Source organism: Mesorhizobium oxytropidicola (assembly GCF_056174625.1).
The window spans coordinates 5,257,606-5,276,812 of sequence record NZ_CM149692.1 but is presented as its reverse complement, the minus strand read 5'-3'; the positions used below and the strand labels follow the sequence as shown (position 1 = coordinate 5,276,812).

Annotated in this window: 20 protein-coding genes and 3 pseudogenes; 10 read left to right on the top strand and 13 right to left on the bottom strand. The window is 62.7% G+C overall.

Going from position 1 to position 19,207, the window contains the following annotated elements; translation table 11 throughout:
- Nucleotides 1-2 precede the first annotated feature (2 nt).
- Together AC0V8S_RS26600 and AC0V8S_RS26595 are read right to left on the bottom strand one after the other, a co-directional pair.
- Nucleotides 3-1,082, bottom strand: coding sequence for a toxic anion resistance protein (locus AC0V8S_RS26600; protein WP_475434365.1), 1,080 nt, complete (start codon nucleotides 1,080-1,082; stop codon nucleotides 3-5).
- A 175-nt stretch (nucleotides 1,083-1,257) separates the two neighbouring features.
- Complete coding sequence (locus AC0V8S_RS26595; RefSeq protein ID WP_183458348.1) at nucleotides 1,258-1,917, bottom strand: alpha/beta hydrolase; 660 nt, start codon at nucleotides 1,915-1,917, stop codon at nucleotides 1,258-1,260.
- 201 nt (nucleotides 1,918-2,118) lie between these two features.
- On the opposite strand from AC0V8S_RS26595, the pseudogene AC0V8S_RS26590 reads away from it, so the two are divergent.
- Nucleotides 2,119-3,382, top strand: a pseudogene (locus AC0V8S_RS26590) (OpgC family protein).
- Nucleotides 3,383-3,393: 11 nt separating this feature from the next.
- On the opposite strand, the gene AC0V8S_RS26585 reads toward AC0V8S_RS26590, so the two are convergent.
- On the bottom strand, nucleotides 3,394-4,470 hold the full coding sequence (locus tag AC0V8S_RS26585; protein ID WP_475434363.1) for a LacI family DNA-binding transcriptional regulator: 1,077 nt from the start codon (nucleotides 4,468-4,470) through the stop codon (nucleotides 3,394-3,396).
- 350 nt (nucleotides 4,471-4,820) lie between these two features.
- On the opposite strand from AC0V8S_RS26585, the gene AC0V8S_RS26580 reads away from it, so the two are divergent.
- Nucleotides 4,821-4,970 (top strand): hypothetical protein, encoded by a 150-nt coding sequence (locus AC0V8S_RS26580; protein WP_183458354.1) that lies wholly within the window; start codon nucleotides 4,821-4,823, stop codon nucleotides 4,968-4,970.
- 12 nt (nucleotides 4,971-4,982) lie between these two features.
- Here the strand turns inward: AC0V8S_RS26580 and AC0V8S_RS26575 are convergent, their stop codons facing one another.
- Nucleotides 4,983-5,342, bottom strand: coding sequence for a DUF423 domain-containing protein (locus AC0V8S_RS26575; RefSeq protein ID WP_475434362.1), 360 nt, complete (start codon nucleotides 5,340-5,342; stop codon nucleotides 4,983-4,985).
- 36 nt (nucleotides 5,343-5,378) lie between these two features.
- Nucleotides 5,379-6,632, bottom strand: coding sequence for a multidrug efflux MFS transporter (locus tag AC0V8S_RS26570; RefSeq protein WP_475434360.1), 1,254 nt, complete (start codon nucleotides 6,630-6,632; stop codon nucleotides 5,379-5,381).
- A 117-nt stretch (nucleotides 6,633-6,749) separates the two neighbouring features.
- Here AC0V8S_RS26570 and AC0V8S_RS26565 point away from each other — a divergent pair, with 117 nt between their 5' ends.
- Both AC0V8S_RS26565 and AC0V8S_RS26560 read left to right on the top strand, forming a co-directional pair.
- A complete protein-coding gene (locus AC0V8S_RS26565) occupies nucleotides 6,750-7,415 on the top strand; it encodes a GntR family transcriptional regulator (RefSeq protein ID WP_183458360.1) in 666 nt (221 codons plus the stop codon).
- A 103-nt stretch (nucleotides 7,416-7,518) separates the two neighbouring features.
- Nucleotides 7,519-7,779: a DUF982 domain-containing protein gene (locus AC0V8S_RS26560; RefSeq protein WP_027028494.1), complete on the top strand. Its 261-nt coding sequence runs from the start codon at nucleotides 7,519-7,521 to the stop codon at nucleotides 7,777-7,779.
- Here AC0V8S_RS26560 and AC0V8S_RS26555 read toward each other — a convergent pair.
- Nucleotides 7,757-7,981 carry a hypothetical protein gene (locus AC0V8S_RS26555; protein ID WP_475438768.1) on the bottom strand — a complete coding sequence of 75 codons (225 nt, stop codon included), beginning with the start codon at nucleotides 7,979-7,981 and terminating at the stop codon, nucleotides 7,757-7,759. The two genes, AC0V8S_RS26560 and AC0V8S_RS26555, sit on opposite strands and share 23 nt — an antisense overlap.
- A gap of 195 nt (nucleotides 7,982-8,176) precedes the next feature.
- Between AC0V8S_RS26555 and AC0V8S_RS26550 the strand changes: the two genes are divergently transcribed.
- A complete protein-coding gene (locus AC0V8S_RS26550; protein WP_475434359.1) occupies nucleotides 8,177-9,148 on the top strand; it encodes a glycosyl transferase family 90 in 972 nt (323 codons plus the stop codon).
- A gap of 18 nt (nucleotides 9,149-9,166) precedes the next feature.
- Here AC0V8S_RS26550 and AC0V8S_RS26545 read toward each other — a convergent pair.
- Nucleotides 9,167-10,208: pseudogene (locus AC0V8S_RS26545) on the bottom strand (aldo/keto reductase).
- 281 nt (nucleotides 10,209-10,489) lie between these two features.
- Between AC0V8S_RS26545 and ppk2 the strand changes: the two are divergent.
- Nucleotides 10,490-11,410, top strand: a complete 921-nt coding sequence (gene ppk2, locus AC0V8S_RS26540) for a polyphosphate kinase 2 (RefSeq protein ID WP_044550210.1) — start codon at nucleotides 10,490-10,492, stop codon at nucleotides 11,408-11,410.
- Between the two features lie 266 nt (nucleotides 11,411-11,676).
- On the opposite strand, the gene AC0V8S_RS26535 is transcribed toward ppk2, so the two are convergent.
- The 3 genes from AC0V8S_RS26535 to AC0V8S_RS26525 all read right to left on the bottom strand — a co-directional run bounded on the left by AC0V8S_RS26535 (nucleotide 11,677) and on the right by AC0V8S_RS26525 (nucleotide 13,929).
- On the bottom strand, nucleotides 11,677-12,324 hold the full coding sequence (locus tag AC0V8S_RS26535; RefSeq protein ID WP_475434357.1) for a dihydrofolate reductase family protein: 648 nt from the start codon (nucleotides 12,322-12,324) through the stop codon (nucleotides 11,677-11,679).
- Between the two features lie 184 nt (nucleotides 12,325-12,508).
- On the bottom strand, nucleotides 12,509-12,607 hold the full coding sequence (locus tag AC0V8S_RS26530) for a hypothetical protein (RefSeq protein WP_475434356.1): 99 nt from the start codon (nucleotides 12,605-12,607) through the stop codon (nucleotides 12,509-12,511).
- 113 nt (nucleotides 12,608-12,720) lie between these two features.
- Nucleotides 12,721-13,929 carry a polyhydroxyalkanoate depolymerase gene (locus tag AC0V8S_RS26525; RefSeq protein ID WP_475434355.1) on the bottom strand — a complete coding sequence of 403 codons (1,209 nt, stop codon included), beginning with the start codon at nucleotides 13,927-13,929 and terminating at the stop codon, nucleotides 12,721-12,723.
- Between the two features lie 139 nt (nucleotides 13,930-14,068).
- Here AC0V8S_RS26525 and AC0V8S_RS26520 point away from each other — a divergent pair, with 139 nt between their 5' ends.
- Nucleotides 14,069-14,749, top strand: coding sequence for a glutathione S-transferase family protein (locus AC0V8S_RS26520; protein WP_475438702.1), 681 nt, complete (start codon nucleotides 14,069-14,071; stop codon nucleotides 14,747-14,749).
- A gap of 25 nt (nucleotides 14,750-14,774) precedes the next feature.
- Here the strand turns inward: AC0V8S_RS26520 and hemB are convergent, their stop codons facing one another.
- The 3 genes and pseudogenes from hemB to AC0V8S_RS26505 all read right to left on the bottom strand — a co-directional run.
- On the bottom strand, nucleotides 14,775-15,806 hold the full coding sequence (hemB, locus tag AC0V8S_RS26515; protein WP_475434354.1) for a porphobilinogen synthase: 1,032 nt from the start codon (nucleotides 15,804-15,806) through the stop codon (nucleotides 14,775-14,777).
- A gap of 124 nt (nucleotides 15,807-15,930) precedes the next feature.
- Nucleotides 15,931-16,224 carry a hypothetical protein gene (locus AC0V8S_RS26510; RefSeq protein WP_475438767.1) on the bottom strand — a complete coding sequence of 98 codons (294 nt, stop codon included), beginning with the start codon at nucleotides 16,222-16,224 and terminating at the stop codon, nucleotides 15,931-15,933.
- 112 nt (nucleotides 16,225-16,336) lie between these two features.
- Nucleotides 16,337-16,711 (bottom strand): annotated as a pseudogene (locus AC0V8S_RS26505) (DUF2066 domain-containing protein); the annotation flags it as partial.
- Nucleotides 16,712-16,939: 228 nt separating this feature from the next.
- Here AC0V8S_RS26505 and AC0V8S_RS26500 point away from each other — a divergent pair.
- From AC0V8S_RS26500 to ldtR, 3 genes are all read left to right on the top strand, one after another.
- Nucleotides 16,940-17,983 (top strand): enoyl-CoA hydratase/isomerase family protein, encoded by a 1,044-nt coding sequence (locus AC0V8S_RS26500; RefSeq protein ID WP_475434352.1) that lies wholly within the window; start codon nucleotides 16,940-16,942, stop codon nucleotides 17,981-17,983.
- A complete protein-coding gene (locus AC0V8S_RS26495; RefSeq protein ID WP_095201594.1) occupies nucleotides 17,980-18,402 on the top strand; it encodes a DUF6163 family protein in 423 nt (140 codons plus the stop codon). Before AC0V8S_RS26500 ends, AC0V8S_RS26495 begins: the two co-directional genes overlap by 4 nt.
- 238 nt (nucleotides 18,403-18,640) lie before the next feature.
- The gene (gene ldtR / locus AC0V8S_RS26490) at nucleotides 18,641-19,156 is read left to right on the top strand and encodes a transcriptional regulator LdtR (RefSeq protein WP_095201593.1); all 516 of its coding nucleotides are present in this window, start codon (nucleotides 18,641-18,643) and stop codon (nucleotides 19,154-19,156) included.
- The last annotated feature ends 51 nt before the right edge of the window (nucleotides 19,157-19,207 follow it).

Genomic DNA, 19,207 nt, shown 5'->3' with positions numbered 1-19,207 from the left:
GATCAGCCTTGAGTCAACGCTTTCTTCAGATCGAGCGTCATCTGGTCCATCTGTTTCTCAGCGTCGGCCCGCTTCTGGCGGCCTTCCTGCTGGACCTTCAGCACGCCTTGCACCGTGTCGATGAGGTCGCGGTTGGCCTGCGCCAGCGTCTCGACATCGACGATGCCGCGCTGCGCCTGCTCCTCGATCGAGATCGCCTGGTCCTTCATCATCTTGGAGGTCTGGCGGATCATCTCGTTGGTGGCGTCCGTCACGGTCTTTTGCAGTTCGAGCGCCGATTTCTGGTTGGTCAGGCCAAGCAGGATGACCATTTTCTGTTTCCAGGCCGGCACGGTCAGCGCCGAGGTGGCCTGGAGGTTTTCGATCAGGGTCTCGTCGCCGGACTGGACGATGCGGATCTGCGGCAATTGCTGGATGCCTAGCTGGCGCGCCTGCACCAGATAGAAGACACGCTTTTCCAGCCTGTCGAGCGCCTGCACCGCGTCCTGATAGGTTTGCGCTTCCAGCGTACCACCAACATCGCCGCCTCCGGCATCGGCGGCAGCCTTCAATTTCGGCAATTCGTTGGCGCGGTAGTCGTCGACGAATTTCTTGCCCGCCTGCACATAGGCATCGAGCTTGAGGATGGAGTCTTTCGTCTGCTCGTGCAGGTCGTCGAGCACCGCGATGTCGCGCCGCAGCGTGTCCTTGTGCCGGTCGAGCTCGAGGCCGATGCGGTCGATCTGGCCGGCCACGTCCTCGTATTTCTCCTTGAAGCGTTCGAGCCGCGCCTTGAACGAGGAAAACAGATTGCTCAAAAACCCCTGATCCTTCAGCGAAGCCGGGTCGAGGTTCTTGGCCTTCATGATGATGTCGGTCAGCAGGTCGCCGGTGTCGCCAAGGTCACGGTTGCGCAACTGGGACAGGATCCTGTCGGCATAGTCGCTGACAGCCTGCTGGGCGCGGTCGCCAAACACCGAAATCGCGGCGCGGTCGCGCACGTCGATGTTGTTTTCAATCGTGGCGATCTCGGCCGGATTGGCCGCAATGACAGGCAATTGTGAAGTGTCGTCGAGCAAAGTGACGCTGTTCTTGTCGGCCATGCAGACCTCCCCTCAGTAGACAGCATCTCGATAGACCGGATGTAACAGACATATGTCGCCGCTGTGGACAATGGAAGCCACAGCCCATTTCCTTGGTGAATAGTTGCTTTTGTCACACTTATTCTGCTGCTTCCTGCCGCGAAACAGCCTGCCCGACGCTCACAAGCGGCTCTGCCTATGCCATGGCAGCCGATCCCGCCAGCCATTGCCTGACGATGGCGGCGTCCGGATTGCCGATTTCGTGACCCGAGGGAATGATCCGGGCGTCGATCTCGGCGCCGTGCTGGTTGAGCAGCGTCACCAGCGCCGGCGCGAAGGGTCCGTAGGTCTCGTCGGCGGCTCCGGCGATGATCAGCGTCCGGGTTCCCGCAAGGTCTGTCGCCGGTACCTGGTCGAGCACCGGCATTGGCCTCAGCAGCGCCGCCCTGCGGACGATGCCCGGATGAAGCAGCATCAGGCTGGAAACCAGATTGGCGCCGTTCGAATAGCCAAGGAATGTCGCGCGATCGAGATCGAGCCCATGGCGTTTGGCGGCCTCGCTTGCGAACGAGGCGAAAGCCGCCGTTTCGGCGAGGATGCTCTCCTGTTCGAAGCGCGTCGGGGTAATCCGCTCGAACCAGCGGAAACCGTCCTCCTGGGGAATGCGGCCACGCGCCGCGACCATCATGGCATCAGGCGCGATCCGTCTGGCCAGCGGGACCAGAGTGGTCTCGTCGACACCAGATCCATGCAGCAGGAACAGGCATTCACGGCTGTTGCCGCCTGCGTCGTGGATGCGATAGGGAAAGGCCAGATCCATGAGCAGTGGGCCGTTTTCAACGCTGTCGCCAGTCATCCCGCATCCTCTTGATTATATGAGGTTCCGCTCAATTTGCCGGCTTCAAAACGCAATATTTTCATGCTCCGCGAAAGTTGATTGAACCAGGCGCATTCCAGCCCGTTTCTGCGCCGATACACTCCGCGTGGGAGGAATCGAAGCGGTGCGCCGGGGGTCGCATTGCTGGACATGAACAACCAGCTTTGAGGCCTTTTGTCGATGACTACCCCTGCTTTGTCGGATCGCAACTTGCGTATCCCGGATCGCAATTTGCGTATCCCCGAACGCGACACGCGTATCTCAGATCGCGATACGCGTATCTCGGATCGCGACACGCGTATCGATGTGCTGCGCGCGCTAGCGCTGCTCACCATTTTCGTCGACCATGTGCCGGGCACGGCTTTTGAGGCCTTCACCTACAAGAATTTCGGCTTCTCGGATGCGGCCGAGGCATTCGTGCTGATTTCCGGCATCTCGGTTGCACTCGCTTATGGAACGAAGTTCCGGCCGGGGTGGCCGGCTTCTGGCGACATTGAAGATGTGGCGGCGGGCAGGCATGCTCTACATCGCCCATATCGTCACGACGATGGCGGTGATCGCCCTGTTCTGCGCCGTGGCGGTGTTCACCAGGCGGCCGGAACTGCTCAAGCTGATCAACATCGAGCCGTTGATGAAGAACACGCCGGAAGTGCTGGTCGGCATCGTCACGCTCGGCCATCAGCTTGGCTACAACAACATCCTGCCGGTCTATGCCGCGCTGCTTTTGATGGCGCCGGTCTTCGTCCTGTTCATCAGCTACCGGCCCGTCGCGGCGCTGGTCGCGTCCGCTGCGCTGTGGCTTGTCGCCGGCATCTGGCAGATAGCCCCGCCCAACTATCCCGAGCCCGGCTTCTGGTTCCTGAACCCTCTGTCCTGGCAGTTCCTGTTCAACATCGGCTTGGCCGCCATGCTGCATGTCAGGCGCGGCGGCGCCATTCCGGTCAATCGCTGGCTGGTCGGCGCGGCCGCGGCCTATGTGGCGACGGCGCTGGTCTGGGTGCACAGCCCGCTGTGGGGACAGATAACCTGGTTCAAGCTGCCGGTGGTGATCGGCGGCTTCGACAAGACCTTCCTGTCCCTGCCGCGGCTGCTGCATATCCTGGCGGTGAGCTACCTCATCGTCGCCTTGCCGGCGCTGTCGAACCTCTTCCGCACCAGCCCTGACCATCCGTTGGCGATACTCGGTAAGCGCTCACTGCCGGTCTTCATTGCCGGCACGGTGATCGCCATGGTCGCGCAGGTGATGAAACTGATCAATCCGGGCGGGCTTGCCTACGACACCTTGCTGCTATCAGCCGGCATCGCCATGCAGTTCGCGCTGGCCTTCTATCTTGAGTGGCTGTCGACCATCGGCGGCTCGGGCAAGGTCCGCACGGCGCAAAAGGATGTCGCGCCGGTCCGTGCGTCTTTCGGCATCTCCGCCGTGGCAAGGGTCAATCGCTGAGAGGGCGCGGTTTAGCCGCGCGGCGAAGCCGACGAGGCGCGCACGATCAATTCGACGGGCAGTTGCTGGCGATTTGTCGCGCCGTCGTTTTCCAGGATCGCCTTGACGGCGAGACGGCCCATCTTGGCAATCGGCTGGGCGATAGTGGTCAATGGTGGCTCGGATACCGCGGCTTCCGGAACGCCATCGAACCCGACGACAGAGACATCGTTGGGGACGTTCAGCTTGCGCGCGCTCAGCCATTCGAGCGCCGCCAGCGCCATTCTGTCCGACATCGCCAGGATCGCCGTCGGGGGGGGGGCAGAGCCGAAGATGATCTCGAGTCCCGCCTTTGTGCTGGCCGCATCATTGGCGGTTGCGTAGACGGGCACACTGGATGTGTTGATGCCGACCCGCGAAAGCTCCTTGAAATAGCCGGTGAGGCGGTCGCGTGTTCCCGCATACACGGCGGTCTGAACCTGCTCGGGCGAAACAAGGCCCGTCCTCCCGTCGACAAAGGGCAACGCCAGCACGGCAAAGCGGCGGTGTCCAAGATCGGTGAGATGGCGCGCCGCCATGGCGGCACCGGCGACATTGTCGATGCCGATCGCCGCGACCGCCCCATCCTCGGAGTCCAGGTCGAGCGCCACAAAGGGCAATTTGCGCTCACGTGCCAGTTCCACCAGACGCGACCCGCCTTCGATGCAGAAAACGATAAAGCCGTCGACCAGGGCGCTCTGGATGTTCCAGGCGAGCTGTTCGTTGTTGGCGGCCGAAACCAGTGAGATGCCGGCTCCCGTTGCATCGCAGGCCTGCGAGATGCTCGCCATCATGACGCGCGCGAAGGGATCGTCGAAGAAGTAGGAGAGGGGCTCGGCCGTGGCGACGCCAATGGCGTTGACCTTGCCGGCCCGCAACAGGCGACCCTTGGGATCCGGCCCGCCATAGCCCATCGCCTCGGCCGCGGCCTTCACCCGTTCGCGGACTTCCTCGCGCACGATCTCCGGGCGGCTGAAGACATTGGACGCGGTGCCGTGCGAAACTCCTGCCGCCTTGGCGATGTCGGCCAGCCGGACGGGTCTTCGATTGCCTGCGGTGAGTGACGCCATTGTGCGTGCCTCCTGACATGCATTTAGCACGTTCCGGATTTGCATCTAGCACTTTCGTTGGATCGATTCAAATTTTGCTTGACCGGAAATGCTTGGAGGTCTACGTTTGAATCGATCCAAAGCGGCAGACTTGTTCTGCGAAACGGCCCTGGGGAGGTGCGCCATGCATCCCGTCGATTATCTGTTCGAAGACATCTATCGCAACGACTGGAGCATCGGGTCGGGTACCGACAGCCGGGGCAGGACCGGCCCATGGATTCGTGACCTTCGCTTCCTTGTGAAGCGTAAGCGGAGCTGATCGGCGCGTTTCTTTTGCGCCTGCCGATTGGATCGATTCAATGGAGAAAACCATGCATCCCATCAAACATTTGTTCGAGGACATCTATCGCAACTACTGGGGCATCGCGCCGGCCGCCGAGCGGCCGAAGATGCGGCGCCTGACGAAGCCGGCCGCGCGCAATCGCGATCTCTGGGTCCGCACCGAACGTCCCCGGGATTGATCCTACTTGGCCTCAGGAGCGCGGGCGTAGCAGGGCAGAAATGGCTATCCCCAGCCAGCCGGCGATGAGCAGTGTGCCTCCGATCGGCGCCGACATCGGAAACAGTCTCGATCCGAGGAAATCGCGAGCGAGAAGATCGCCCGCGAAAAGCAGGAGCCCGATAAGCAGGACGACGCTCGCGATCCGCAGGCAGCGATTCGCGCCGATGAGGCCGACGGCGAGGAAGACCGGCGCATGCATCAGGAGGAACGACGCGGCCGTGCCGGTGAAGGCACCGCCGCGATGCGCGGCGGCAGCCGACAGCGCCACGCCCGCCGCACCGACAAGACCGCCGGCAAATACAAGGATACGGCTGGGTTCGGCGGAATTCATGTCGGCTGGTTCCCTCTTGCAACGATCTGGAGCCGCTCAGGACTCACTGGCTTCCAGCGCCATATGCCGTGTGCGTCGCGACTGGACAATCCAGTTGTAGACGGCGCCGCCGGCCATCAGGGCCGATGTGCCGAGAAACACCGCCCGCATGCCGAAGTGGCCGCCGACGAAGCCGCCGGTCAATGGTCCCGCAACCTGCCCGACATATTGCGCCGAGATTGCCAGGCCAAGCACATTGCCGCCGACGCCGTCCGGGATGTTGTGGCGGATGACACTGGTGATGCAGGGCAGCAGGCCGCCGAGCGCCAGGCCCATCAGGAAGCGCAACCCGATCAACTGCCAGCCATTGGTGACGAAGGCTTGCGGAATGAGCAGCAGGGCAGAGACGGCCAACGCCCCGACGACGACGTTCCAGTGACCGACGCGGTCAGCAAGCTTGCCGAGCCATGACGCCGACAGGATGGTGCCCAGCGCCGCTGCCGACATCACCACGCCGGCGACCATCGTCACCCGGCTCGGATCCTCGATGAGCTGCTGCACATAGACGGTGATGATCGGCTCGATCGACATGTTGGCGAAGGCGAGCAGCATGCCGGTCGCCAGCATGGCCACGACCGGGCGCTTGTCGGGGATCTGCGACCAGCCGCTTTTCGGCTTTGCCGTCGACGCGGCTTTGGCCGGCTTCAGGCGCGTGGTCTCCTTGATCAGGAAGGTCGTTGCCAGGAAAGCCAGGAAGATGACGCCGCCGGACAACAGGAAGGTCGCGCGGATGCCGATCACCGGCGGCAGCGCGCCGCCGAGCAGGGGGCCGACCAGCGAACCGGCCGTGATCCCTGCCGACAGAACGCCCAGCGCCCAACCGGAGCGGTCCTTCGGCGTCTGCATGGCCACCAATATGGTCGATCCCGAGGAATAGCCGCCGGCAAAGCCGATCAGCAGGCGCAGCAGCACCAGTTGCCAGACCGTCTCGACCATGCCCGTCAGCGACATGCAGATCGCCATGCCGAAACTGGCGCGCACCAGCATCACCTTGCGGCCGTAGCGGTCGCCCAGCCGCCCCCACAACGGCGCGACCAGGGCCGCCGCGAAGAAGGTGGCGCCATAGGCGATGCCGGACCACTGCACGATCGCCGCATGGCCCTGCGCGCCGAGCTGTTCGACATAGAGCGGCAGGAAAGGCAGCAGCAGGGTCATGGCGATGAGCGTGCTGAACGAGCCGGCGAAACAGACGGCGAGATTGCGCCGCCAGTGGATGTTGTAGCCGCTCTGTTGGGTGTCTTCCTGTGCCATGTCCTGCCTGCCCGATATCCGCGCTTGTTGCGGATACCATTTTGGGATACCAAACTGGTATCCGTCATGAACTCCAACCCGGCTGCTGTCAATGCGGCTTCGGAACAAGGAAGCGCGATGTCGCAGATGCAGAATGTCGAACGGCAGTTGCGCGAGATGATTCTTGGGCTGGAGATCGGTCCAGGCGAGAAACTGACCGAGCGCTGGATCGAAGGCCGCTTCGGCGCCTCGCGCACACCGGTCAGGGCAGCTCTGCTGCGGCTGGAGACCGAGGGGCTGGTGGGCAGGGACGGCCGCGGCTGGACGGTGTCGCCCATCAACCTCGCCGAGCTCGAGCAGATCGCGGTCTATCGCGAAGCGGTCGAGGTCGCGGCGCTGCGGCTGACATGCACGCACGCCGACGGCAATGCCATCGATGTCATCGAGGCGATGCTCGATTCCTGCGACGAAAGCACTGCGCGGGAGGAATGGCATCGTGTCGGCATGGATTTTCACATCGAACTGGCGCGCCTGTCGGGCAATGAATTCCTGTTCAGGGCTGTGCGCGATGCCATGACGCGCCTGTCGCGCGCCCGCTGGCTGGAGGTGCGTGACGAGGCGGCCCTTGGCCGCGCCTGGGCCGAACATCGCGCCATTCTGGCGGCCACGCGCCTTGGCGATGCCGATGAAGCGGCGCGCCGGCTTTCAGCCCACATCGTCGGCAGCCGCGATCGGCTGGTGACGTCGCTCGCCAACGACCGACGCGGTCTTCGCGCCAGGGGCTTTGCCGTCGTGGCCGCTTAACGCAGGTGCAAGGGCAGGGCGCTCGGCGGGCAAAAGAGGCGGCGTCTGACGCGAAGCACACTTTCGGCCTCGCTTCGCGGATGCCGATGGCGTAAGAGCGGCGATGGAAAACAACCGATTTGAAACACCCGTGACCGTCAAGTCCGTCACGGCAGGAAGCACCCAGCTCCTGCGCACGGCCCGTGAGGCTTCCGATTACCTGCTCAACAGCTGGCCCGGCAAGCGCAGCCCCAAGCATCGCGCAGCGCTGCAGGCCTGCCACGACGCGCTGGCCGGCGACAAGCCGGCGATGAACGCCCGCCGCGCCTTCATCGCCGCGGCGCGTGAAGTGGACGTTTTTGTCAGCGACAAGGCGCCCGCCTGACGCAGGGCGACAACCTGGATTGAGGCAAGGCCCGCATATGCGGGCCTTTTGCCGTCATTCCGCGGTTTTCGGTCTCGACCTCGCCCTCGGGCTTTGAACGTTCGCGCTGGGCAACCTTGGCCGCCAGCTTCTCGGCCTTCTTCGCCGCCTTCTGCCGGTCGCGTTCCTTGCGTTCCTGATCGTAGTTTGGTGCTCGCGCCATATCGGCTCCTTTTGTCCTGCCTTGCGGCTCTGACCCTGCCTAGGAGCATTAGCCGTCAAACACAACAGCTGAAGCGACAGTGCGGGCGCTGCCTCAGAAATCCGAAGGGGCTTGCCAGATCGGCGCCACAATGATGTAGGAAACGCCGGGCGCCAGCGTGTTGAGAGCTGCCTGTTTGTTTTGATCAAGTGAATCATGGCCTCAATCGCGCGAACGTCGGCAAAGGTTTTCTATTATGCGCGAAACGCCGCGCGCGATATCGTTCCACAAGCCCTGTTCCGCCGCAGGCTGGCCGTTCGCCTGGAAAAGGCGAGGCTTTGCGATGAGGCTGCGCGCCGACGGTTGAACTACTACAACAAGCTGCAGGATCGTTTCGCGCCCAGCGCCAATGCCATGCGCATCAGCAAGCTGCCCTTCACGCCGACCATGTACTATTACGACCTGAAGGAATTCGCCCGCTACTTCGACCCCGGATTGCTCATCGACATCGAATTCGGCGACGTCAGGAATGTGCCGAAAGTGCCGACGATCGTGAAGGATCGGCCGATCCGTGATGACGACCAGAACGCGGTCATCATGAAGCTCGACAAGTTCCGCCACTTCCAGATGCCGGCCGACGCCATCTCGTTCGGTGACAAGCTGCCGGCCGTGGTCTGGCGCGGCGATCTCAACAATCCGATCAGGACACGGTTTCTGCAAGCGGTGCGCGACCTGCCGTTCTGCGATGCCGGCTCGCACAAGCCCAACGCGCCGGCCGAATACGCCAAGCCCTTCCTCAGCATCGGCCAGCACCAGCGCTACCGCTACATCGTCTCGCTCGAAGGCAATGACGTGGCGACCAACCTCAAATGGATCTTGAACTCGAAGTCGCTCTGCCTGATGCCGCCGCCGACATACGAGACATGGTTCGCGGAGCGGCAGCTCGAGGCCAATGTCCATTATGTGCCGCTTGATCTGGATTTCGCCGATCTCGGCGAGAAGGTGCGCTATTTCGAACGGCATCCGGCGCAGGCCGAGCGCATCATCGCCGCGGCCAACGCCTATTGCCGGAAATTCTCCAATGAGCGAGACGAGCAGGCGATCTCCCTGCTCGTGCTCTACAAATATTTCGTGCTCAGCGGCCAGATCGAACCCGATCCCGAACTCTGGCGCTTCATCGAGGGCTAGCGCGCCTCGGTCTCATGGTCAGATGACGCTGCGGTCGAGAACCATGTCGGCGGGGCCGAAGCGATCCTTTGCCGTCAATTGCTGGTGCCAATAGGGGTAGAGCACGGGCGGGCGGCTGACCGCGTCGAGGCGCTGGCGTTCTTCCGGGCTGAGCTCCAGACTTGCGGCCGCGAGATTGTCCTTGAGCTGGGCGTCGTTGCGGGCGCCGATCACCAGCGAGGAGACGGCGGGGCGGCCAAGCAGCCAGGCAAGCGCCACCTGTGCTGCTGACACGCCGCGGGCCTTGCCGATCTCGGCCAGCACATCGACGATCCGCCAGAGCCGGTCCTCGTCGCGGATCGGCGGTTCCGACCAGCCAGCGAGCTGCCGTGCGGTCGGGCTGTCGCGGTGGTATTTGCCGGACAGCAAGCCGCCGGCGAGCGGGCTCCAGACCAGCACGCCAGTCCCTGGTCGACGGAGATCGGCAGCAGTTCATATTCAGCCTCGCGGGCCTCCAGCGTGTAGTGGATCTGCTGGGTGACGAAGCGCTGCTGGTGGCGGCTGTCGCTGATGGCGAGCCCCTTCATCACTTGCCAGCCGGACCAGTTGGAGCAGCCGATATAGCGCACCTTGCCCTGGCTGACCAAAGTGTCGAGCGCGGCGATGGTTTCCTCGACCGGGGTAAGGCCGTCCCACTGGTGGACGAAATAGATGTCGATGACGTCGGTCTTCAGCCGCTTCAGGCTCTTCTCGCACTCACGGATCAGATGGTGGCGCGACAGGCCTTCGTCGTTAGGCCCGCTGCCGATCCGCATGCGTGCCTTGGACGCGATCAGCACGTCGTTCTTGCGCTTGCCGCCGAGCGCCTCGCCGATAATCTCCTCCGACAAGCCGTTCGATAGACATTGGCGGTGTCGATGAGATTGATGCCGGCGTCGATGCACATGTCGATCATGCGCTTGGCTTCGGCAAGATCGCTGTTGCCGACCGCGGCGAACGGGCCTGCGCCGCCGAATGTCATGGTGCCCAAAGTCAGCGTCGAAACCTTCAGGCCGGAACGGCCAAGGGTGCGGTATTCCATGTCAGTCCTCGCGATTGTGTTGAATTTGGGGGGCGCCGAAGGGCCGCCCGGAATGCGACCCGGGATTTGTAGGACAATTTGGTCGCCTTGTCGCCATGCCAGGACGACGGATCGATCATACCTCGCGGGATTTGTGGCAACGGCGATCGCGCTTGGGCTGCAATAAAACCGTCACCGCCGGCCTATATTGAATTCGGCTAAGGTGTTTCCATTCCAGGCCGCAGGCCAGCAGTTTGGGGTGCCGGACATGAACCGAAAGGCTTGCAAGCGGAGCGACCGATATGACCGAGCTAAGACAGAATTCTCCCGCCAAGGACTGGCTCGAAGCCGAGCTCGCAGACACGCTCGACGAAGATTATGAGCTCGAAATGTCGGAGCCGGCCCTGTCGATGGAAATCGCCAAGATCTACAAGAACGCGCATCCGCCTTCGATCGACCGCATGCAATATTTCCGCGACCTGATCACCTTGCAATCCGAATTGATCAAGCTGCAGTCGTGGGTCGCCTACCACAAGAAGAAGCTGGTGGTGATTTTCGAGGGCCGCGACTCCGCCGGCAAGGGTGGCGTCATCAAGCGCATCACCCAGCGGCTCAATCCGCGCATCTGCCGCGTCGTGGCGCTGCCGGCGCCGACCGAGCGCGAGAAGTCGCAATGGTATTTCCAGCGCTATGTCCCGCATCTGCCGGCAGGCGGCGAGATCGTGCTGTTCGACCGCTCCTGGTACAACCGCTCCGGCGTCGAGCGCGTGATGGGCTTTGCCGATGCGGGTCAGGTCGAGGAATTTTTCCGCGACGTGCCGGAGTTCGAACGCATGCTGGTGCGCTCGGGCATCACTGTCGTGAAATACTGGTTCTCGATCACCGACGAGGAACAGCAGATGCGCTTCCTGATGCGCATCCACGATCCAATGAAGCAGTGGAAGCTGTCGCCGATGGATCTTCAGTCGCGCGTGCGCTGGGAGCAGTACACCAAGGCCAAGGAAGAAACCTTCGCCCGCACCAACATTCCTGAGGCACCCTGGTTCATCGTCGAGGGCAACGACAAGAAGCGCGCGCGGCTGAACTGCATCGATCATCTGCTCAAGCAGATGCCGTATGAAGAGGTGCCGCACGAGGAGATCACGCTGCCGGAACGCGTCTTCAACCCCGAATACGAGCGCCAGACCCTGCCGCGCGAGCTTTACGTGCCGGAGAAGTATTGAGGGGTTTCTTCCTTCTCCCCGTTTCACGGGGAGGTGAGGAGAGGTCTGCGAAGCAGACGAAAAGCCAACTGCTTGGCTTTTCGAACGACGAACGCCGAAGGGCGGATGAGGGGCAGCGCCAACGTCGAAAGTTGAGTCTGGCCATTCTTCAACAGTATGCAATCGCTGGCGTCGTCGGCAGCGCAAATCTTCCAAACGTCAGCGCCGCCCCTCATTGCCCTGCCGGGCATTTCTCCTCGTATAGTGACGGGGAGAAAGAGCTCTCGTTACGCCCGCTTGATCAGCACATGCGTGGCAAGCGCCGTCGCCACCTGCTCGGTGCATTGATAGCCCAGCTTCAGCATGTCCAGGCCGGCAAACAGGTGCTCGCCCCTGCCAAGCAGCACAGGCGAGATTGCCAGATGCATCTCGTCGATCAGCTTCTCCTGCAGATATTGCCGGATGGTGGCGACGCCGCCGCCAACGCGCACATCCTTGCCATCAGCCGCCGCCTTCGCCTGCTCGAGCGCCGAATGGATGCCGTCGGTCACAAAATAAAAGGTCGTGCCACCTTCCATCGTGATGGGTGCCCGCTCATGGTGCGTCAGCACGAAGACCGGCACATGGTACGGCGGGTTGTCGCCCCACCAGCCTTTCCAGCTGTCGTCAGGCCAGTCGCCGCGGATCGGCCCGAACATGTTGCGGCCAAGGATCCAGGCGCCGACATTCTCGAAGCTGCGCGCCGCGAACGCCTCGTTGATATCGGTGGTGCCGCCATCTTGTCCGAGCACCATCTCACGGAAGGTGCGGGTGTCGACAAACCACTTGTGCAAGGATTCTCCACCGATGCCGAGCGGGTTTTGCAGATCCTGATCGGGACCGGCGCCATAACCGTCGAGCGACAAGGTGAATGCGTTGACGCGAAGTTTGGACATGGAAGGCCTCCTAACCAATTATGTCTGCAATCGGTTTTCTTGTAGCAAACTGATTGCAGATCACAAGCGGTGTTCCTCACGATGCAGACACGTCCTGACAACGTCGCCAAGTGACGTCCGAACTGTTCCGTATTGATGCGCTGGGGTGGCCACTGGTGGCCGCCGAAACAGCCGCGATATCAGGCTATTCGCCGGTGAGTTCCATGAAGCGGATGTGGTTGCTGAACGGGTAGATGACCTCGACCGTCAACCGCCCATCCTCGTGTTCCAGGTCGGGTTTCATGTAGCGGTAGTCCTTGCCGGTGCGGGCTGCCGGCCGCCTCCGGCCGTGCCCGCGTCATACCCGGAGCCGCCGCGTTCTGTCAGTGCAAAACCCGCTGGTTATCGAATGAAAAGCTATTCCATCGACAGGATGAGATTGCGCACGATCGGATAGATTTCGCGCTCCCAGCGTTTGCCGTTGAAGACGCCATAGTGGCCTACATTGGCCTGCAGGTGATGGCGTTTGAGATGCGGACGCAGTGACCGGCACAATTCATGCGCGGCCGAAGTCTGGCCGAGTGCGCAAATGTCATCGCGCCCGCCCTCGACAGTGAGCAGCGCGGTGTTGCGGATCGCGCCCGGGTCGACCAGGCTGCCACGGAAAGTGTACGTCCCGGTGGCGATCTCTGCCTTCTGGAACACGCGGTCTATGGTTTCGATATAGAATTCCTCGGTGAGGTCGAGCACCGCCAGATACTCGTCATAGAAAGTCTTGATCTTCTCGGCCTCGGCGGTCTCGCCAGCGGCCAGATGGTCGTACAGTTTGCGGTGCGCTTTCGTGTGCCGATCCATGTTCATGGCCATGAAGGCGGCAAGCTGCAGAAAGCCCGGATAGACCCGGCGTCCGCCGCCGGCATGGCGCCACGGCACGCGCGAGATGACGGAATTCTGAAACCAGGCTAGCGACTTGCTGACGGCGAATTCGTTGACCTTGGTCGGGCTCTCCCGCGGATCGATCGGTCCCGCCATCAGCGTCATCGAGCGCGGTGTCGCTGGGTGCCTGTCCTCGGACATGACCGCGACGGCAGCAAGCGCCTGAACGCAGGGCTGGCAGACAGCCAGGATATGCGCGCCCGGGCCGATCGCCTGCAGGAAGCGGATGATGTAGTCGACATAGTCGTCCACCCCGAAGCGGCCGGCCGCGGGCGGCACGTCGCGAGCATTGGCCCAGTCGGTGATGTAGACCTCATGGTCAGCCAGAAGCGTTTCCACCGTACCGCGAAGCAGCGTCGAGAAATGGCCCGACAGCGGGGCAATCACCACCACCCGGGGTTGGCGTGTATCGATATCCTTGGCGAAGCGCAGAAGCTTGCCGAACGGCAGGCCGAGCGCCGTCTCGACGCTGACCGGCACGTCGCGATTGCCCACCCTGACGGATTTGATATCGAAATCCGGCCGCGCATGGGTGAGCTTGAAGCGGCCGATCATCTCCAGCCCGGCGGCCAGGCGCTGTTTCACGCTGTCGCCTGAGATAATGCCGCCCATCGCCGAGTGCATGAGGTCGGCGAAGAAACGCGACGGGGCGATGAGGTCGTCCTGTAGCTGGTAGGCCTGGTACAGCATCGAATACGTCCATTCCCAGCGGCCATGTGGCAGTGCAAAAAAATCTAGTGCAAAATTTTGTGCATTGCGAGAGGATTGTTGCCGGCAAAGGGCACGGAGGGTCGACGGCATGACGAAGGCGGCCAAGAACAAGGTGGCCATGAGTAAGGCGCCCGTGGCTAAGGCGACCACGGCGACGTTGACGATTTCGTCGAAGAACTATTCGTCCTGGTCGCTGCGTGGCTGGCTGCTTTGCCGTATGGCCGGGCTGGAGTTCGAGGAAGAGCGCATCGATATCGATGATCCCGAGCAGCGGCAGGAATTGCTGCTTCTGTCGCCATCGGTGCTGGTGCCGCGGCTGACCCATGACGGAGTGACGGTATGGGACACGCTGGCGATCGCCGAATATCTGGCCGAGTCCATGCCCGGCGCAGGCCTGCTGCCGGCCGACCGCGTGGCGCGCGCGCATTGCCGCGCGGTGTCTGGCGAGATGCATTCAGGCTTTCACAATTTGCGCTCGGCGCTGCCGATGAGCCTGAAGGCCCGGCACAAGAGCTTCAAGATATTTTCCGGCGCCCGCCCGGATGTGGAGCGGATCAAGACGATCTGGTCCGAATGCCTCGAGGCCTATGGCGGTCCCTGGCTGTTCGGCGCGTCGCCGACCGTGGCCGACGCGATGTATGCGCCGGTCTGCACCCGTTTTCGCACCTACGCGGTTGAGCTCGAAGCAACGCTCGCCGGCTATTGCGACGCGATCCTCGCCTGGCCACTGATGCAGGAGTGGACGCAAGACGCACTGGCCGAGCCCGAGGATATCATCGAACTCGACGTGGAGTTTTGAAACGATAGGGAGCAGAAGGGCGCTGCTACCCCTTCAGCATCCGCGCCACTTCCGGCGCGAAATAGGTCAGAATGCCGTCGCTGCCGGCGCGCTTGAAGGCGAGCAGCGATTCCAGCATCGCCTTCTCGCCATCGATCCAGCCATTGGCATCCGCCGCCTTGATCATCGAATATTCGCCCGACACCTGGTAGGCGAAGGTCGGCATCTGGAATTCGTCCTTCAGCCGGCGGATGATGTCGAGATAGGGCAGGCCGGGCTTGACCATCAGCATGTCGGCGCCCTCGGCGATATCCTGCTCGGCCTCGCGCACCGCCTCGTCCGAATTGGCGTGGTCGAGGTAATAGGTCTTCTTGTCGCCCTTGAGCAGGCCGGCGGTGCCGACCGCCTCGCGATAGGGGCCGTAGAAGGCCGAGGCGAACTTCGTCGCATAGGACATGATCGCCACGTCCTGAAAACCATTGGCGTCGAGCGCGTCGCGGATGGCGCCGATGCGGCCGTCCATCATGTCCGACGGCGCGATGATGTCGGCGCCGGCCGCCGCCTGGATGACGGCCGCCGCCGCGACCTGTTCGACCGTTTCGTCGTTGACGATGATGCCATCGCGCAAAATGCCGTCATGGCCGTGGCTGGTGAACGGGTCGAGCGCGGCGTCGGTGATGATGCCGATCCCGGGCACCGCGTCCTTGATCGCGCGGGTGGCGCGGTTGATGATGTTTTCCGGGTCGAGGATGTGCGAGCCGGTCTGGTCGCGCAAGCCGAGGTCGACATTGGGGAAGGTGGCCAGTGCCGGAATGCCGAGCTTGGCCGCGCGTTCGGCCTCCTTGACGGCCAGGTCGACCGACAGGCGGAAGACGCCGGGCATGGCGGCGATCGGCTCGCGCACTTGCCTGCCCTCGACGACGAAGATCGGCCAGATCAAATCGTCGACCGTAAGCCGGTTCTCCTGTACCAGGCGGCGCGACCAGTCGGCCTTGCGCATGCGGCGCAAGCGGCGGCTGCCGGTGATTTCGTCGACGCTGCGCGCGCCGGCTGGCTTTGTCGGGGTGAATTTGTTCATTGCCAAAACTCTCGGCCAAAACTCTCGTTCGGCGGCTTTTACCACGAGCCGTTGGTGCTGACCAATGTGACACGATTGTGCCAGGCCGGCAGAGGGGGACGCTGTCCCGCCATTGCCTATCCGGTCAAGGCTGGCCATTGCCGGAAAGAATCTGTGCGGCACCTCCGATTGCCACACGGAACGCCTCGTCGAAGCTGACGCCACGCACCTGCCAGCGATAGGTCTTGCCGTTGCTGGCGAGCCCCCAGTCGGCGATCCAGCCGAATTCCTTGTCGCTCCATACGATGCTGCCGGCGAGCGCCTGCGCGCCCCCGGCCTGTCTGGCCAGTAGATCCAGCTTTGCCATGTCGCCGGTGCGCAGCCCTTTTTCGCCCAGGTCGGCCAGCTGCGCAGCCTTCGGAAATACGACATGCATCAACAGCAGATTGGTGGCATTGGCGAAAGAACTCGCGCATCGTCTTGCCGCGCTCCTCTTCGGCGCTGAGCGCGAAATGCCGAGCGCCCTGCTCGGTGGTGAGAAAGACGGCGAGCGTCGGTCGCTCGCCAAGCCAGGGCCTGCTGCCGAGCTGTGCCAGCAGCTTGTCGACCGTAGCGGGCTTGTAGAGACAGGTCAGATCATGCGGCCGGTCATGCGTGCCTTGCTCGTCATGGATCGGAATGCCCTCCAGCCGGTCGTGGTAGCGGAAGGCGTCGACGAAATCGCCGGCCCTGTCACGTAGTGCCGCCATTTCGGACTTTTTCGGCAACCGCTGATCGCCTGAAACCCTGACCAGGACCCGGTCCAGGCAGTCCCTGAAGCCTATCTGGCGGTTTACCTCGCCCTGGCCGGTGACGATGGTCTGCGACTGGTAGAGTTCGTCCAGCGTGGCGGCGACTGCCGGGCGCGGTGCAAGGCCGACAATCATAAGCCCGATCGTCAAAAGCATGGGACGAGGAAATCCGGATATGGCCAACTGTCCCCCTGAAGCCGTCCGCGCGCACTATCGGCGCGTCGCTTGCACCGGCGGCGATCTTCGTAGCATCGGCCACGGCCGGCCGCCAAGACCGCGGCAACAGGCTGCTGCCATTGACGCACCCATGCGCCGCCTTTAGCACTTTCAGTCCCGCAGGCGCGGGGGAGGGATTCTCAGGCGATGGATTTTGGCGGCGGCGACGAGATCCGCTTCGAGCGGCTAGGCAGAGCCGGTGTCGTCACGCTGACGCGGCCGCAGGCGCTCAATGCCGTCACCCATGGCATGGTCAAGGCACTGGGCAAGGCCCTGCGTGCCTGGGAGCGTGACGACGGCGTGGACGTCGTCGTCGTCAAGGCCGAGGGCAGGGCGTTTTCGGCCGGCGGCGACATCCTGCACATCTATGAAGCCGGCCGGGCTGGAAAGCCGCCGGTGGAGTTCTTTGCCGATGAGTACCGGCTGAACGCCCGCATCAACAGCTTCAAGAAACCCTATGTGGCGCTCATCGACGGCATCGTCATGGGTGGCGGCGTCGGCATTTCCTTTCACGGCTCGCACCGGGTGATGACAGAAAATGCCCAGTTCGCCATGCCTGAGGTCGGCATCGGCTTTTTCCCGGATGTCGGCGCCAGCCATCTGCTGCCCGACCTTGGCGGCTCTTTCGGCATGTATCTGGCGCTGACCGGCAACCGCATCCGCTATGGCGATGCGCTGTGGTCGGGGCTGGCCACCCACGCCATCAAGGCCGAAGACCAGGCAAGCTTCCTCGATCGGCTGGTGCTGACCGGCGATCCGGAATCGGTGCTGCGTGGTTTCTTCGTCCAGGCAAAGCGGGAGACCGACAGGCCGACGCTGGAAGCGATATCGCGCCATTTCAACCAGCCGTCGCTGCAGGATGTCGTCCACAGTCTGGATCGGGCGGCAAGCACCGACGAGTTCGCGGCAAAGACGCTGGCGACGATCCGCATGCGTTCGCCGACCAGCCTTCGCGTTGCCTGGCGGCAGATCAGCGCCGGGCAGACCCTGTCGATGGACGACTGCATGAAGATGGAGTTTCGTATCCTCAACCGCATGCTTGCCGGCCACGATTTCTACGAAGGCATCCGCGCGGCCATCATCGACAAGGGATCGAAGCCGCAATGGCGGCCGGCAAGCCTCGATGCGGTCGGCGAGGCGGATGTCGAGGCCTATTTCGCCCCGCTCGGTGAACGGGAACTGCCGCTATGAGCGAGGTGACGTCGAGACGCATCGTGCTGCAGCCCTCGACGGTCGAGGTGATCTTCGCCTGGTTCCAGCGCGTCATCGCCGGCTACTGCCTGCTGTTCGGCATCCTCTACTGGATCAAGCTGATCGGCTTCTACCCAGGCCCGCTCTGGCGCTTCGACCTGATGCCCGTGCATTGGCAAGTGGCGGCGGTGATGCTCGCCGTGTTTTTCCCCTTTGCCGCGGCGGGCTTGTGGATGCTGGCCTCCTGGGGGCCGGTGATCTGGTTCATCTGCGCGGTCACCGAGACCGTCATGTATGCCGGATTTCCCGAGCTTTTCGGCCATCGCCCGCTGATCGTCGTCTCGCACGCGGCGGTGGCGCTGCTCTACATCGTCTTTCGCGTCGTCATCTGGCTGCAGAAACGCCCCGTACGGCACTAAGCCGTTGAGGGCATTGACGACTTGGCAAACGCCGGATTTGAGCCCCGCGAAAGGTGCCTAAGCCTTTAGGTTAATTATCCTTGCTCGGGTGACCGTTCGTTAAGCCTCTTTCGAAACCTCTTACCGGTAAGCTCTTGTTAGCCCTAGCGTTTAAGTCGAATTTTATGAGTATTCGATAGTGTCGCGATCAAGGTGAAAAACAAAAAATCACCAGGGCGACAAACGAGAGGCAAAGACAATGATCAATTCGCGTCCGGCGGCGAAGACCGCCAACGTATCCGACGATCGCCGCGAGGCTATCCGTACCCTGTACATGGAATCGCTGCAGCTCGTCGAGCGGTTGCACCGCCGTCTGCTTGACGTGATCAAGGACGAGTTCGACCGCAACGGCCGTTCCGACATCAACGCCATCCAGGCGCTGCTGCTCTTCAACATCGGCAATTCCGAGCTGACCGCCGGCGAACTGCGCTCGCGTGGCTACTATCTCGGCTCGAACGTCTCCTACAATCTGAAGAAGCTGGTCGATCTCGGCTTCATCAACCACCAGCGCTCGCGCATCGACCGTCGTTCGGTCCGTGTTTCGCTGACCCCGAAGGGCAACGAGGTGGCCGACGTCGTCGCTGGTCTCTATGAGCGTCATGTCGGCTCGATCGAACAGGTCGGCGGCATCAACACCGACGAGTTCAAGCAGATGAACCGCGCCTTGCAGCGGCTCGACCGCTTCTGGAACGACACCATCGCCTACCGGATGTAAGGCGCCGCAACGATTTGGCCCGCGCCATAGAAGCGCGGCCGACATAGCGAC

Bases quoted from the DNA above. Each gene is read 5' to 3' on its own strand.
- AC0V8S_RS26600 (WP_475434365.1), bottom strand. From the start codon at position 1,082: ATGGCCGACAAGAACAGCGTCACTTTGCTCGACGACACTTCACAATTG.
- AC0V8S_RS26595 (WP_183458348.1), bottom strand. From the start codon at position 1,917: ATGACTGGCGACAGCGTTGAAAACGGCCCACTGCTCATGGATCTGGCC.
- AC0V8S_RS26585 (WP_475434363.1), bottom strand. From the start codon at position 4,470: ATGGCGTCACTCACCGCAGGCAATCGAAGACCCGTCCGGCTGGCCGAC.
- AC0V8S_RS26580 (WP_183458354.1), top strand. From the start codon at position 4,821: ATGCATCCCATCAAACATTTGTTCGAGGACATCTATCGCAACTACTGG.
- AC0V8S_RS26575 (WP_475434362.1), bottom strand. From the start codon at position 5,342: ATGAATTCCGCCGAACCCAGCCGTATCCTTGTATTTGCCGGCGGTCTT.
- AC0V8S_RS26570 (WP_475434360.1), bottom strand. From the start codon at position 6,632: ATGGCACAGGAAGACACCCAACAGAGCGGCTACAACATCCACTGGCGG.
- AC0V8S_RS26565 (WP_183458360.1), top strand. From the start codon at position 6,750: ATGTCGCAGATGCAGAATGTCGAACGGCAGTTGCGCGAGATGATTCTT.
- AC0V8S_RS26560 (WP_027028494.1), top strand. From the start codon at position 7,519: ATGGAAAACAACCGATTTGAAACACCCGTGACCGTCAAGTCCGTCACG.
- AC0V8S_RS26555 (WP_475438768.1), bottom strand. From the start codon at position 7,981: ATGGCGCGAGCACCAAACTACGATCAGGAACGCAAGGAACGCGACCGG.
- AC0V8S_RS26550 (WP_475434359.1), top strand. From the start codon at position 8,177: ATGGCCTCAATCGCGCGAACGTCGGCAAAGGTTTTCTATTATGCGCGA.
- ppk2 (WP_044550210.1), top strand. From the start codon at position 10,490: ATGACCGAGCTAAGACAGAATTCTCCCGCCAAGGACTGGCTCGAAGCC.
- AC0V8S_RS26535 (WP_475434357.1), bottom strand. From the start codon at position 12,324: ATGTCCAAACTTCGCGTCAACGCATTCACCTTGTCGCTCGACGGTTAT.
- AC0V8S_RS26530 (WP_475434356.1), bottom strand. From the start codon at position 12,607: ATGAAACCCGACCTGGAACACGAGGATGGGCGGTTGACGGTCGAGGTC.
- AC0V8S_RS26525 (WP_475434355.1), bottom strand. From the start codon at position 13,929: ATGCTGTACCAGGCCTACCAGCTACAGGACGACCTCATCGCCCCGTCG.
- AC0V8S_RS26520 (WP_475438702.1), top strand. From the start codon at position 14,069: ATGAGTAAGGCGCCCGTGGCTAAGGCGACCACGGCGACGTTGACGATT.
- hemB (WP_475434354.1), bottom strand. From the start codon at position 15,806: ATGAACAAATTCACCCCGACAAAGCCAGCCGGCGCGCGCAGCGTCGAC.
- AC0V8S_RS26500 (WP_475434352.1), top strand. From the start codon at position 16,940: ATGGATTTTGGCGGCGGCGACGAGATCCGCTTCGAGCGGCTAGGCAGA.
- AC0V8S_RS26495 (WP_095201594.1), top strand. From the start codon at position 17,980: ATGAGCGAGGTGACGTCGAGACGCATCGTGCTGCAGCCCTCGACGGTC.
- ldtR (WP_095201593.1), top strand. From the start codon at position 18,641: ATGATCAATTCGCGTCCGGCGGCGAAGACCGCCAACGTATCCGACGAT.